Genomic DNA, 13,633 nt, shown 5'->3' with positions numbered 1-13,633 from the left:
TCACCGCAGGGCGTGGCCGAGTTCGGCGGCGCGCGCGAGCAGTTGCGCGCCGTCGCGGGCGACGACCACCTCGTCGCACGCCTCGGCGTAGGCGGGCATCGCGCAGGTCGCCTGCGTCCAGTACCGCTCGGGCTCGGGCGTGATCCACGCGAGGCGGTGCACGCGGCGACGGAGTTCCTCGAGCCGATCGGTGCGCGGGGGAAGACCGTTGCAGCGCCCGTCCCCCACCACCAGCACCGACGTCCGGCCGTCGATCGATCCGGAGTGCTCGGTGAGCAGTTCGTCGAACATCCGGCCGTAGTCGCTGCTCGCTTCGAGATCGACTGCGGGATGGGCGAGTACGGCGGCCAGAGCACCGTCACCGCCGGCAGCGAGCAACTGCGTCGTCACGTCCACCGGACGATCGACGAAGGCGACCACCCGGCACCGGTGCGCCCGCCCGTGCATCGCCTGAGCGAGCCGGAGCGTGAATGCGGTGATCGGACGGACCGACAACGAGACGTCGGCGAGGACGAGCAGCCGCACCCGGTCGGGGCGGGGCGCGCGGACGACGAGCCGGAAGGGCACGCCGTCGGTCCGCATCCCCGCTCGGGCGGTCCTGCGCATGTCGAGCCGTCCGCGGGTCCGCTCACGCGGATGGGGCCGGACCGGTCCGCGCATGCGGCGCAGCACCTCGTGGCATGCGAGCTCGATCTCGGCACGGTCGATACCGGCGGTGTCGTGCGATTCGGGTGCCTCGACGCCTTCGGTCCCCGGCACCGCGGCGGCGAGCGATGCCACGAATGCCTCGACCGCGTCCACGAGTCGCGCGAGCTGCGAGGCGGAGAGAGGTTCGTCGAGGACCTCTTCCCCGTACGTGCGGTGCGGGTCGTAGGCGTCGAGCCACGCGAGGATCGACGCCGGGTCGTCCCACGACAACGATCCGACGACCGCGGCCCCGGGTTCACCGGACAGATCACCCACCGTCGTGGTCGCCGCATTCTCGACGTCGACGGTGTAGGTGACGCCGCGACGGCCCGAGTCCGCACCCGTGTCCACCGACAGATCGGCGTCGGACGATGTCATCGACACATCGTCGTCGTCCTTGTGCGGGTTGAACCCCTTGCGGGCCTCCGGGGTGTCGAAGTGGTCGCCGACCTCGGCCGCGCGTTCGTTGTACTCGGCGTAGCGCGCGACACTCGGGTCGTCGCCGATCTCGAGCACCGCCGGCAGGGACTCCGCGAACTGCGCGCGGGCGGGACCGCCGCCGCTCGCGGCGACGGCGGCGTCGACCGCACCGAACAACTCGTCGAAGGCGCGCTCGAAGCCGGCCCTCTCGTGCGGGTACTTGGCGCACACCGCCCGCAGGCACGAGCGCAGCGAATCCCGCTCGCGGACGGGGACCAGGTCGAGCACCCGGCGCACCTCGATGCTCTCGGCCGGTGACGCCGCGACACCGTGGCGTCGCAGGAGCATGCCGAACACCGCCGCCACCACGTCGAGTACGTAGCGGGGGCGACGCTCGTCGAGCGCGGTCACCCGTGTCGCCCGGGGTGTGGACACCCGTCCCACTCGGGATGCGTACATCGCGGGGTCACCCCCGCAGTCCGCTGCCCGCGGCATCGCGACCGCCACCACCGCGTCCCCGGAAGACGGAGGTCGTGGTGTTCGCCGGGCGTGATGCGACCGTCACACGTTCGTGCGACGGAACAGGTTCGGCCGCAATCGCTTCGGACATATTCGGTTCGGACGTCGCGGTTGCCGGTGCCGCACCGCCGAGCCGCGTCTTCGCGAGGTCGACGTCGCCGGTGTACTTGAGCAGGGTCGCCAACAGCACGTCGCGCATGCCGCCCAGCGAATCCGGGTCGTCGGCGTCGTGTCCCATCACCGTCGCTGCGCGCGCGGCGTCGATGACCTCCGAGATCGAGGGGCTCTTGCGCAGCGGCAGATCGCGCAGGGTCCGGGACAGATCGACGATCTGGTGGGCCGTTCCCGGGCGCACATCCGGCACCCGGGCGGTGACGATCTCGCGTTCACGTTCGGGTGTCGGGTATCCGACGTGGTAGTGCAGGCAGCGACGCTTGAGCGCGGGCGACAACTCGCGAGTGTCGTTGGAGGTCAGGATCACCCACGGTGTGGACCGGGCCGTGAACGTGCCGACCTCGGGGATCGTCACCTGCCGTTCGGCGAGCACCTCGAGCAGCAGTGCCTCCATGGACTCCTCGGTGCGGTCCACTTCGTCGACGAGCAGGACCACCGGCTCCTCCGAGAGCACGGCCTCGAGCAGCGGACGGACCGACAGGAAGGTCTCCGAGTACAGGCCGAAGTCCTGCTGCGCGAGGAACTTCGACGCGTCCGCGAGGTCGGCGTGACCGGCGAGCAGTTCGCCGATGCGGTCGCGCAGCATCTGCACGTGCAGCAGCTGTTTGGCGTAGTCCCACTCGTACAGGGCGCGGCTGTCGTCGAGCCCTTCGTAGCACTGCAGCCGCACCAGTTTCCGGTCGCCGACCGCGGCGAGCGCCTTGGCCAGTTCGGTCTTGCCGACCCCGGCGGGGCCTTCGAGCAGCAGTGGCCGCTCGAGTGCGGTGGCGAGGTGCACGACGGTCGCGAACTCGTCGTCGGCGATGTAGTCGTGCCGGCGCAGCGCATCCTTCAACTCGGCGCCCGAGGCGAACGGGGTCATCCGGGGTCTCCTTGTCTGGCGTGGTCGCAGCGGAGCAGGGCGCTCCCGGGGCGCAGGGGACGCCCCGGGAGCGCGGGTTCTCAGTAGGACCGGTTGATGCAGTGGTCGACGACCGGGATCATCGAGTCGACCGTGACCTCGCGGGGGTTGCCCGGGGTGCACCAGTCGTCCTGGATGTGCTCGGAGATCGCCCGGACGGTCTTCTCGTCGCCGCGGATCGTGTCTCCGCGACCCGCGTACTTCTTGGTGTTCATCTGGTTCTTCTCGTACGAGTCGGTGCGCACCTGACCGAAGTTGTCGGGGATGCCGACGTCCTTCGCGAGACGGATCGCCGCTTCGACCGCCGCGTCGGCGGCCTGGACGGTGGTCATGTTGCGGGTGTCCACGCCCATCGCGGTGGCGATGCGGGCGTAGTGCTCGTAGCGGGACGGCAGGTTGTACTCCCACACGCGCGGCAGGGCGATGGCGTTGTTGAGGCCGTGGTGGCTGTCGAAGAAGGCCGAGACGGCATGCGAGATGGAGTGCACGATGCCGAGGCCGCCGGAGTTGAAGGCCTGCGCGGCGATGTACTGGGCGTTCATCATGCCTTCGCGGGCCTTGAGGTTGCGCGGCTCGAAGACCGCTTCACGCAGGTGCTTCGCGACGAGCTCGATCGAGTACAGGGCGTTGCCGAGCGACGGGGCGAAGTCCAGCCGGGAGACGTACGGCTCGGAGCCGTGGGCGAGGACGTCGAAGCCGCAGTAGGCGGTGAAGTGCTGGGGGCAGCTGTAGTAGAGCAGCGGGTCGTCGATCGCGAGGGTGACGATCGTGGCCTCGTCGAAGCCGACCCACTTGTGCGGGTGGTCCATGTCGGAGGTGTCGGTGATCACGTAGGCCCAGGACGTCTCGGAGCCGGTGCCGGCGGTCGTGGAGACGGCGATGTGCGGCGGGTTCTCCTTGTTGGTGGACTTCGCGAAGCCCTCGAACTCGTTGATGTTGCGGCCGTCGTGGGCGATCACGACGCGGGCGCCCTTCGCGGCGTCATGGCTCGATCCGCCACCGACGGAGATGATCGAGTCGCACTTCTCCTTCTGGTAGAGCGCCGCGGCCTCCATGACGTTGTAGTCCTTGGGGTTGGACTCGACCTTGTCGTAGAGGACGACCTCGACGCCCTGGTACTCGATCTTGCCGATGAGCTCCTCGATGATCCCCGATCCGCGCAGGCCGGTGGTCATCAGCAGGGCGCGCTTGAAGCCGAGGTTCTTCGCCTCGACGCCGAGGATGTCGTGGGCGCCGACACCCATCAGCGCGCGGGGGAAGGGATGGAATTCCTTGATCGGGAAGTCCCAGATCTGATTGAGCTCGATTGCCATGGTGTATCTCCTCGCAGAGGGGGTGTACCGGATCGGGAGTGTGATGTGGACCTCATCCGCGATTCACCCTCGACCAGAGCTGCGAGGCGTGAAAGACACAGCGGCCGAAACCGTCCGGTCGCCGTGGGGTCACCGCCCGTTCGGGTAGGGCACCTCCCGCTGACCGGGTGGGCGCCGCACCCGCCCGAGCAGTGCCGGTACCGTTTTCCTCATCCCATGCGCGCTGGTAACCTTAATTAGAACACGTTCTAGATTCGGTCGTGCGCGGCCATCTTTGCAGGAGAGGACGAGACCCACCCATGACGACTGTCGAGGTGCCCCACGGCTCACGCTCGGTGATCCTCACCGTGTCCGCCGTCGTCGAGGAGACCGCCGACACGCGGTCGATCGTGTTCGCCGTCCCGGACGAGCTGCGCGACAAATTCGCCTACCGGCCCGGCCAGTTCCTCACCCTGCGCATCCCGAGCGACCGGACGGGTTCGGTGGCCCGCTGCTACTCGCTCGCGAGCTCCCCGTTCACCGACGACGCCCCCAAGGTCACCATCAAGCGCACCGCCGACGGTTACGGTTCCAACTGGCTGTGCGACAACATCGCGGCCGGACAGACCATCGAGGTGCTGCCGCCCGCGGGTGTCTTCACCCCCAAGTCGCTCGACCACGACTTCCTGCTGTTCGGCGCCGGCAGCGGCATCACCCCGGTGATCTCGATCCTCAAGTCCGCGCTCACCCAGGGCGGCGGCAAGGTGGTGCTGGTCTACGCCAACCGCGACGAGAAGTCCGTCATCTTCGCCGAGGAGCTGCGGGCCCTCGCGGAGAAGTACCCGACGCGCCTGACCGTCGTGCACTGGCTCGAGTCCGTCCAGGGTCTGCCCACCGCCGACCAGCTCGCGGCGATCGCAACGCCCTACGAGTCGTACGAGGCGTTCATGTGCGGTCCCGGACCGTTCATGGACACGGTCCACCAGGCGCTGAACACCGTGGGCATGCCCCGCGCCCGCGTGCACGCCGAGGTCTTCAACTCGCTGTCGGGCGACCCGTTCGCCGACCAGGCGCCGGTCGAGGTCAGCGACGAGGACGCCGCCGACGCCGCGACCGTCGAGGTCGAGCTCGACGGCGAGGTCCACAAGCTGTCGTGGCCGCGCAAGCAGACCCTCGTCGACATCATGCTCGCGAAGGGCATCGATGTGCCGTATTCGTGCCAGGAGGGCGAATGCGGGTCGTGCGCGTGCACCGTGCTCGAGGGCAAGGTCGAGATGGAGAACTGCGACGTGCTCGACCCCGAGGACATCGAGGCTGGCTACATCCTCGGTTGCCAGGCCCGGCCGGTGACCGACCACCTCAAGATCGAGTTCTGAACCGGCGGGGTCACGCCCCGCTGCCCGCTCCCTCTGCGGAAGTGCCCGGCCCCTACGAACGTGCGGGGACGGGCACTTCCCGCATCCCGGCGGAGTCGGGCTTCGGCTTGCGCACGAGCACGCCGACCCCGGCCACGAGCGCCAGCACGGCCACGACCACGCCGTAGCCGACGGCGGTGGACATCAGGCCGAACGATCCGGCCGCCACCCCGGCGGCCATCGCGGGCACCGAGAACGCGAAGTAGCAGACGACGAAGGTCGTCGCGAAGATCCGGCCGCGCTCATGGGGTCGGCCGAGCGAGCCGACGACGCCCATGGCCGCGACGAAGGTCGAGCCCCAGCCGAAACCGGCGACGGCGGTACCCGCGTAGTACACCGCGACCCATCCCGTGAGGAGCGCGGTGATCACCGCGGCCAGTCCCGTCGCGAGCAGCACGGCCCCGAGGACCACGATGCGATGCGGGTCGCGGCGGGCCGTGGTGGTCGCCGCGACGGTGCCCGCCGTGAAGAGGGTGCCGATCGCCAGGCCCGCAGCGAGACGGTTGTCGATACCGAACACCGAGTCGACGATCGACGGTCCCAGCGACATGTACAGCCCGCCGAGCGCCCACGCCGACATCAGGCTGGGCAGGATGAGAAGATAGCGACCCCGGACCTCACGGGGCACCGACGCGCTCGGCACCAGGCTGCGCAGGGCGTCGCGTCGCGACGGGAAACCCACCGACGGCGACGTCTCCGGCACGAAGATCAGCGCGATCGCCAGCACGACGGCGAGAACGCCGACGACCGCATAACTCAGGACCGTGGGGAACGGCGCGAACTGTACGAGTACGCCGGCTCCCGCCGCGCCGAGCGCGAGGCCGAGCGACGGGGCCGCGGTGTTGATCAGCGGACCGATGTGCCTGTTCGGCTGCATCTCGATCACGGCCGCCGCCAGCGCGCTCGTCGCCGCGCCCACCGCGAGACCCTGCAGGATCCGCGCGACGATCAGCCATCCCACCCCCGGGGAGGCGATGAAGACCACCATGCTCGCCGCGAGCAACAGCAACGCCGTCACGATCACGGGCCTGCGCCCGACATGGTCGGACAGCGACCCCACCGTCACGAGCGCCGCGAGCAGTGCGAGCACGTAGACCGCGAACACCACCGTGAGCATCGCCGCGGAGAATCCCCACATCTGCTGGTAGACGGGGTACAACGGTGACGGTGCCGACGACGACGCGGTGAGGGTGAACGCTCCCAGGCCGACCACGGCGAAACCGAACGAGCGGATACGGCCGCGGGGCTGTACGGGAGCAGTCATCGAACCTCCATAAGGTGATCGGCGCGTTCCACGCGGGAAACGAACGGCGTGTTCCACGCGGACAGGAACGATGCGCCCCCGCGCGAATCGGTGAACACCCCTTCACCAACATACTTCGCTCGGCGAAGTATTCCTTTGGCCGCCCACCGGGGCGGCTCGGACACTCAAAGGGAGGTCGCGTCCTCGACGTCCTCGTCCCGCATGTCGCCGGGCGCCGCGAGCAGGGCGCGACCGGCGGCGAAGACCGTCGCTGCCGGCGGCAACTCTCCGGGCACACCGCTGCGGAAGACTTCGACACGGCCCGAACCCGAGGCGGGTCGCCCGAGCGCATCGATCCGGCGCAGCGTCTGCCGTGCGACGGCCTCGGCGCTGTCGAACAGGCGCACTCCGGCCGGCAGGTGTTCGGTGATGGTGTCGGCGACCAGCGGATAGTGGGTGCAGCCGAGAACCACACCCTGGACGTCCCGAGGGGTGCGCTCGGCCGCGGAGGCGACCGCTGCGGCGACAGCCACACGATCGCCCGCATCGATGGCGTCGGCGAGTCCGTGACACGCCACCCCGACGACCTCGGACCCGTTCGCGAACTGCTCGATCAGATTCGCCTGGTACCTGCTCGCGGTGGTCGCGGCGGTGGCCCAGATCGCCACCGAATCGCACGCCGCGGCCGCGGGCTTGACCGCCGGGACCGTGCCCACCACGGGCACCGACGGACCGAGATCGGCCCGGACGTGTTCGAGGGCGGTCACCGATGCGGTGTTGCACGGGAGCACGACCACCTCGGCGCCGCGGTCGACGGCGCGGCGAGCGGTGGTGACGACCCGGTCGATCACCCAGTCCGGTGACTTCGGTCCCCACGGGGCGCCGTCGGGATCCGTCGACAACATGAGGTCGAGATCGGGACGCAACCGTCGCAGCCACGCGGACGTCGGCAACAGCCCGAGACCCGAGTCGATGAGCGCAACGATCACCCTACGAATCTAGCGGGTCGCGCGTCGCCGGCCCGAGTGCGGTCGGTGCGGCGCGCAACCCCACTCCCCTAGACCGTCGCTGCGAGCAGCTCGTCGATCGGGGCACCCGCAGCGATCTTCGCGCGCGACTTCATGACCAGCGCGGGCAGGCCGCCACCCACGGCACCGACGAGCCTGCCGTCGCGCTCGTAGTACGCGAGGAACTTGCGGCCGTCGTCGCGCACGACGTGCACCGTGTCGTCGGCCGTGACCGCACCGAGGCCCTGGATCTTGATGTCGTACTGGTCGCTCCAGAAGTAGGGCACCTGCGCGGCCGCGCCGGCCTCGACGCCCATGATGGTCTTCGCGAGGACGGATGCCTGTTCGCCGGCGTTCGTCCAGTGCTCGATGCGCCTGCGTCCACCGGCCGGCACCTGCCAGGACGCGACGTCGCCGACCGCCCACACGTGCGGGGTGGAGGTGCGGCCCGTGCCGTCGCAGACGACTCCGTTCTCGATCTCGACGCCCGAGCCCTCGAGCCACTCGGTGGCCGGGATCGAACCGATACCGAGCACCACGAGATCGACGTCGATCTCGCTGCCGTCGCCGAGGAGGGCCGAGGTGACACGCTCGTCGCCGCGGATCTCCGACAGACCGACCCCGGCACGCACGTCGACACCCTCGGCGGTATGCAGGCGGGTGACGAGAGCACCGACCTCGGCACCGAGCACCGACGCGAGCGGGGTGGGCTGCGGTTCGACCAGCACGACCTCCACCTCGCGCGACCGCAGGCTCGCCGCGACCTCGCACCCGATGAATCCGGCGCCGACCACGAGCGCGCGGGTACCCGGGACGATCGCCTCACGCAGCGCGCGGCTGTCCTCGAGCGACCGCAGGACGTGGACTCCTGCCAGATCGGGCAGACCGGGGATGCGGCGGGGCCGCAGACCCGTAGCGACGACGAGTTCGTCGTAGCCGAGTTCGGTGCCGTCCGCGAGGGTGAGGGTGCGCGCCGCGGTGTCGACCGAGCGGGCCGCGGCACCGAGCTTCAGCTCGATGCGGTTCTCGTCGAAGAACTCGCTCGGACGGAGGGTCGTGTCGTCACGGTCGCCGCGCAGGACCTCCTTGGACAGGGGCGGGCGGTCGTAGGGCAGGTGCGTCTCGTCTCCGACGAGCACGAGTTCGCCCTCGTATCCGGCCCGGCGCAGCTCCTCGGCGGTACGCACCGCCGCCAGGCCGGCGCCCACGACGACGACACGCTCCGGCGTACTCTCGGTCTCCCGCTCGTTCGACACCCTCGCCCCATCCTTCGCTTCGTCTGTGACACGCATGCGCGTGCCGCACGGTAGTGATGCATCCCACCCTGCGTCCCACGTTCTTACCAAACGCCGACGACGGGCGACAGACCTACGTCGGCCGATAGAGTTCGAGGCACCGTGAGGACAATGGGATCCAGCACAGGATCGAGCACGGAACACGACCGGTACACCTACCTGGGAGCCCCTCATGACCAGCGACAGCGGCGCAGGTATCAGCCGCATACAGTTCGGCGCCGGAACCTCCTCCGGACCCGCCGACCCGCAGGGCCGCACGATCATCGCGGACGCGGTGGTGGCCAAGATCGCGGGGCTCGCGACCCGCGAGATCAGCGGCGTCATCGAGGTGGGCGCCGGCACCGCCCGCGTCGTGGGCGCACTGCGCGACCGCATCCCCGGTGCGCGCATCAACCACGGACAGGGTGTCGCCGTCGAGGTCGGCGAACGTCAGGCCGCGATCGACATCGGCATCGTCGCCGAATACGGCGTCGCGCTGCACGAACTCGCCGTCGCCATCCGGCACAACGTCATCGCCGCGGTCGAACGCATGACAGGACTCGAGGTCACCGAGGTCAACATCACGGTCTTCGACGTCATGCTCCACGAAGAGGCCGCGGCCCTCACCGACGACGCCAAACCCCGCGTGCAGTGAACCCCGGATCCGCAGCGCACGCGAGCGCGGCCGACCTGGTCGCGGACGCCGCGCTGTCCGTTCCCGGCGTCGTGGGTCTGCACCGCGGCGCATTCGGGGAGGTCGCCACCTACCTGCCCGGGCGACGCGTCGAAGGTGTGCGGCTGACCGATCGGCTGTGCGCGGTGCACATCGTCGTGCGGATCCCCGCCGATCTCCCGGCCGTCGCCGACGCCGTCCGCGTCCGGGTGTCCCCGCTGGTGGACGTGCCCGTCCAGGTGACGATCGAAGACGTCCACGCCGGTGAACGAGAAGGAGCCCCATCGTGAACCACACACCCGTCAGCAACACCGTCGTCGGACTCCTCGCGGGGCTGCTCCTGGCCCTCGCCGGCATCATCGGCGGGTTCAGCGGTCTGCTGTTCGCCGTGCTGCTCGGCGCGCTCGGTGCCGCGATCGGCGCCCACCGCGACGGCCACCTCGACCTCGGCGCCCTGCTGAGGAGTCGGGGCCGTGGCTGACCCCACCGCACCCGACGTCGGGACATCCGACGATGCCGCACCCGCGGAGACCGGTTCCGGGACCGGAGTCGTGCCGCCGGGCGAACGCGGCAGCCTCGTCGTCAAGGACCGCGCGATCGAACGCATCGCCGCGGCGGCCGCGCTCGGCGTCCCCGGTGTGGTGCGGCACAGCGGAGGCGGCATCCTGCGTCTCACCGGCCGCGACCTGCCCAGGGCCGACGTCACCACCGGAGCGACCGCCGTCGCGGTGAATCTCTACATCGCCGCCGAATGGCCGTACGACGCGGCGATGCTCACCCGCAGGGTCCACGACGCGGTCGAACGCCAGCTGCACGACCTGACGGGCATGCGGATCAGCGAACTCAACGTGCTCATCGTCGCGACCGCGCTCGTCGAGGACGGCGAGACCGACGAGGCTCAGCCACCCGTCGAGTACCTGGAATCCGACATCGTCGCGGCGCGGACCACCCCGCATCCCGACATCCCCACCGTCGCTCCCCTGCCGCCGCTGGCGCCGCCCGCGGCCGCACCCGCCGCCGCGATCGTCGCGATCGCGGCACTCGCCCTGTCGTTCGTCGCTGCCCGGGAATTGCTCATCGTCAACGGGACATACGGCGGCGCCCCGTGGCTGCGCAACTCCTTCGAGTGGTTCGGCCGCCTGCACTGGCACACCTGGCTCGCGCCGATCGCCGCGGTGTGCCTCGTCCTCGGAATCGTCCTGATCGTCGTCTCGCTCAAACCCCGTCGCCGGACGCATGTCCCACTGCAGGTCGCGGGACCGGTGCCGACGGTGTGGATGCGGCGCACCGACGTCGCACGCATGTGCAGCGCCCACGCATCCGCGCTCACCGGCGTGCGCACGGCCCGCACGGTCGTCGATCGTCGCCGTGCCGTGGTGCGTATCTCGATCGAGGACGAGACACCGATCGACGAGATCACCGCCTCCGTGCGCGGCGCGGTCGCCCCGAACCTCGCGGCGCTCGCCGACCCCGTCGAACTCGTGGTGGAGGTGGCGCGGTGAAACTTCGTACCGTGCTGGCGAATCGGCTCGTCACCTTCCTGACGGGCCTCGCGCTCGCCGGTGCCGGCGCATTCGCTCTCGCCTGGGTGTGGCAGGTTCCCGCCGCCCGCGAACAGCTCTCGCGTCTCGACCGCCCCCGCGTGACCGACATTCCGGACCAGTCGTGGTGGACGCCGGCCCTGTGGTCGGTCTTCGCGGGCGGACTCGTGCTCGGCATCGCGTTGCTCGCCGTCAACCTGTCGCGTCGGCGCACCTCGACCGTGCAGCTCTACGACCAGGTCACCGACGCCACTCTCGGTGTCGAACTCGGTCCCGTCGCCGACGGTGTGGCAGCCGAACTCGCCGCCCTACCCGGCGTGCGGGCCGTGCGCGGACGCGCCGTGGTCGAACGCCACCTGCCGACGCTCTCGGTGGTGGTGCACGCCGACCCGACCATCGACGTCACCGAACTGACGGAGGCCGCCGAGGATGCCGCCCAGCGGGTCGCGCGTGCTCTCGGTGGGGCGCACGTCGCGACGCAGGTCCTGGTACATCTCGACCCGGCCGTCGACGTCCACTGAGCCCACCCCGCCCGGGCCGGCTCAGCTTCGGGCCGCGTCCACGAGGTCGTGCTCGACGCGGTAGTCCACGCGCATCCGGTCCATCGCCACGTCGCGCACCTTGTACGCCCGCTGCGTGGTGCGTTCGCGGTCCGGGTAGCGGAGTTCCTGGACGCGGGTGACGAGCGCGAGCAGCGGCCCGACGCGTCCGAGGACGTGCTTGAGCGGACTGTCGGGGATGTGCAGGGCGTCGGCGTCGGCGTCGCCGATGAACACCCGCTGCAGCGAGTGCATCACCGTGCGGGCGACCGCCGTCCGGATCGGTGCGGTGCCCGGCAACAGGTTCGCCAGTTCCGGGACGAGATACTGCTCGGTCAGTGCGGTGACGAATTCCCGGTCCTCGTCGCTGGGGCCCGGCGAGGTGAGCCGGTAGAGGTCCTCGACCGCGATGTGGTCGCGTTCGGTACGCAGGCCCAGTTCCTCGCCCATCCCGATCACGTGCCCGACATATCGCCACAGGTGGTAGATGTCGTCGAGTTCGCGATCGGTGAAGCGCACCCCGAGGATCTGCATCGCCTCGACCGCGATGTGGCCGAACTCGGCCATCGTCAGCGCCATGTACGACTGCGGGATCGGCACGCCCCAGGCGTCCTCGTCCCACACTCCGCTCGCGAGGATGCCCTTGCGCACGTGGGCGTGGATCAGGCGCACCCGCACCGTGAATGCGAATCCGCCTCCGTCGCGTCGCATCCCACCGCGGGTGAGGACGTGCCGCAGCCACTCCCCGACCTCCACCGACCGCACGGCCGGCCGACTCACGTAGCGCCCCGTCAGCGCGAGAGGCTTTCCGGCGATGAAGTTTCCGGCACCGCGCAGGAGCGACGCGGCACCGAGCACCATGCCGAGGATCGGGGTGTGCCGGACGAGCGCATCGGCGGCGTTGTCGATGCGGTCGTGGTCGACCCAGGCGGGTTCGTCGTCGAGGAAGGCGAACAGGTCGCGCAGGGAGTCGGGTGCCCCGGGGACCGCGTCGACGCCGTCGGCGAGTGCGACCCGCACGGCGTCGGTCGCGGAGTTCGGACCGAAGTCGTCGTTCACCACGGCGTCGGCGAGGGGGTCCGCCTGCCACATGCCGTCGAGCCAGCGCTCACCGAGATCGGCGTATCGGCGCACCGCAAGGTCGGTGTTGACGAGATCACGTGGGATACGTCGCTCCATACATCCATGGAAACACGAGGAATCCTCACTTACTATTCACTTTTCATGAGCTCCCCGCGCGGTGACAGAACCGCAGGCAAAGCACCTCGGAAGCGACCTGTCCAGCAGCGGAGTCACGACACCCGCAAGTTGCTCCTCACCTCTGCCCACGAGTTGCTCGAGCGCAGCCCCACCGCGCGGATCAGTACCACGGCACTCGCCGAGCACGCCCACGTGAGCATCGGGACGGTCTACCGGTACTTTCCCGACGTCGACGCCGTGCTCGACGAACTCCGTATGACCGCCGTCCACGCGATCACCACCTCACTGTCCACCGCCATCGGACGGGCGATGGACCAGCAGCCGGCGGAGGCCATGGTGACGGTCGTGGAGAGTCTCACCGCCGCGTTCGAGAAACACGCTGCGGTACTCCGGGTGTCGTACACCTCGGAGGAGATCGAGTTCGGGCTCGCGTGGGCCGAGGTCGAAGGTCCGCTGCGGCCGCTGGGACGCATCATCCCGGCGCGGCTGCGACCCGATCTCGACGACGCAGCACTCGACGATCTCGTCTTCATCGTGATGGGAGCGACGGCGAGCCTGTGCTCGCGGATCGCCCTCCTACGTCCCCGGAGATCCGATCGGACGCAGATGGTTGCGATGACGGCGCGGATGCTCCTCGCCGCGATCGAGAGCGCCTGATCGAGAGAGCGCCGACCACACGGCGCGGTTGACAAGAGTACTTCACATACGGAGCGGTCGTTTTTCGACCCGAAAACAGACCCGATGTCCT

At 69.8% G+C, this 13,633-nt stretch carries 14 protein-coding genes; 7 read left to right on the top strand and 7 right to left on the bottom strand.

Annotated elements, in window-relative coordinates; all coding sequences use genetic code 11:
- From madC to mdo, 3 genes are all read right to left on the bottom strand, one after another.
- Positions 1 to 1,455, bottom strand: a complete 1,455-nt coding sequence (madC, locus tag ACPCXD_RS05845; RefSeq protein ID WP_229568387.1) for a MadC family VWA domain-containing protein — start codon at positions 1,453 to 1,455, stop codon at positions 1 to 3.
- Positions 1,456 to 1,573: 118 nt separating this feature from the next.
- A complete protein-coding gene (locus tag ACPCXD_RS05840; RefSeq protein ID WP_229565320.1) occupies positions 1,574 to 2,662 on the bottom strand; it encodes a MadB family AAA-type ATPase in 1,089 nt (362 codons plus the stop codon).
- Positions 2,663 to 2,742: 80 nt separating this feature from the next.
- Positions 2,743 to 4,014, bottom strand: coding sequence for an NDMA-dependent methanol dehydrogenase (gene mdo / locus ACPCXD_RS05835; RefSeq protein WP_159417779.1), 1,272 nt, complete (start codon positions 4,012 to 4,014; stop codon positions 2,743 to 2,745).
- Positions 4,015 to 4,313: 299 nt separating this feature from the next.
- On the opposite strand from mdo, the gene ACPCXD_RS05830 reads away from it, so the two are divergent.
- Positions 4,314 to 5,369, top strand: a complete 1,056-nt coding sequence (locus ACPCXD_RS05830) for a ferredoxin--NADP reductase (protein ID WP_229565322.1) — start codon at positions 4,314 to 4,316, stop codon at positions 5,367 to 5,369.
- 52 nt (positions 5,370 to 5,421) lie between these two features.
- Here the strand turns inward: ACPCXD_RS05830 and ACPCXD_RS05825 are convergent, their stop codons facing one another.
- From ACPCXD_RS05825 to ACPCXD_RS05815, 3 genes are all read right to left on the bottom strand, one after another.
- Positions 5,422 to 6,672: an MFS transporter gene (locus ACPCXD_RS05825; protein WP_271036932.1), complete on the bottom strand. Its 1,251-nt coding sequence runs from the start codon at positions 6,670 to 6,672 to the stop codon at positions 5,422 to 5,424.
- 164 nt (positions 6,673 to 6,836) lie between these two features.
- The gene (locus ACPCXD_RS05820) at positions 6,837 to 7,640 is read right to left on the bottom strand and encodes a glutamate racemase (RefSeq protein ID WP_033096093.1); all 804 of its coding nucleotides are present in this window, start codon (positions 7,638 to 7,640) and stop codon (positions 6,837 to 6,839) included.
- A 68-nt stretch (positions 7,641 to 7,708) separates the two neighbouring features.
- Positions 7,709 to 8,914 (bottom strand): NAD(P)/FAD-dependent oxidoreductase, encoded by a 1,206-nt coding sequence (locus ACPCXD_RS05815; RefSeq protein WP_145692573.1) that lies wholly within the window; start codon positions 8,912 to 8,914, stop codon positions 7,709 to 7,711.
- Positions 8,915 to 9,125: 211 nt separating this feature from the next.
- Here ACPCXD_RS05815 and ACPCXD_RS05810 point away from each other — a divergent pair, with 211 nt between their 5' ends.
- The 5 genes from ACPCXD_RS05810 to ACPCXD_RS05790 are packed head-to-tail and all read left to right on the top strand — an operon-like array spanning position 9,126 to position 11,667.
- Positions 9,126 to 9,587 (top strand): Asp23/Gls24 family envelope stress response protein, encoded by a 462-nt coding sequence (locus ACPCXD_RS05810; protein ID WP_026060889.1) that lies wholly within the window; start codon positions 9,126 to 9,128, stop codon positions 9,585 to 9,587.
- Positions 9,584 to 9,895, top strand: a complete 312-nt coding sequence (locus ACPCXD_RS05805; RefSeq protein ID WP_160875233.1) for a hypothetical protein — start codon at positions 9,584 to 9,586, stop codon at positions 9,893 to 9,895. Before ACPCXD_RS05810 ends, ACPCXD_RS05805 begins: the two co-directional genes overlap by 4 nt.
- Entirely contained in the window at positions 9,892 to 10,086 is a 195-nt protein-coding gene (locus ACPCXD_RS05800; RefSeq protein WP_006552248.1) for a hypothetical protein, read from the top strand. The genes ACPCXD_RS05805 and ACPCXD_RS05800 overlap by 4 nt, the downstream gene beginning before the upstream one ends.
- On the top strand, positions 10,079 to 11,107 hold the full coding sequence (locus ACPCXD_RS05795) for a DUF6286 domain-containing Asp23/Gls24 family envelope stress response protein (RefSeq protein ID WP_160875235.1): 1,029 nt from the start codon (positions 10,079 to 10,081) through the stop codon (positions 11,105 to 11,107). Before ACPCXD_RS05800 ends, ACPCXD_RS05795 begins: the two co-directional genes overlap by 8 nt.
- Positions 11,104 to 11,667 (top strand): hypothetical protein, encoded by a 564-nt coding sequence (locus ACPCXD_RS05790; protein ID WP_059383288.1) that lies wholly within the window; start codon positions 11,104 to 11,106, stop codon positions 11,665 to 11,667. Before ACPCXD_RS05795 ends, ACPCXD_RS05790 begins: the two co-directional genes overlap by 4 nt.
- Positions 11,668 to 11,688: 21 nt before the next feature.
- Here ACPCXD_RS05790 and ACPCXD_RS05785 read toward each other — a convergent pair whose 3' ends face one another.
- Entirely contained in the window at positions 11,689 to 12,864 is a 1,176-nt protein-coding gene (locus ACPCXD_RS05785) for an oxygenase MpaB family protein (RefSeq protein WP_229565325.1), read from the bottom strand.
- A gap of 45 nt (positions 12,865 to 12,909) precedes the next feature.
- On the opposite strand from ACPCXD_RS05785, the gene ACPCXD_RS05780 reads away from it, so the two are divergent.
- Entirely contained in the window at positions 12,910 to 13,542 is a 633-nt protein-coding gene (locus ACPCXD_RS05780; protein WP_088897093.1) for a TetR/AcrR family transcriptional regulator, read from the top strand.
- Positions 13,543 to 13,633: the final 91 nt, after the last annotated feature.

This window comes from Rhodococcus sp. AB351, from assembly GCF_049538275.1.
Lineage (GTDB): Bacteria > Actinomycetota > Actinomycetes > Mycobacteriales > Mycobacteriaceae > Rhodococcus.
Note: the sequence above shows the minus strand (reverse complement) of the source record. Positions and strands in the feature narration are given on the sequence as shown.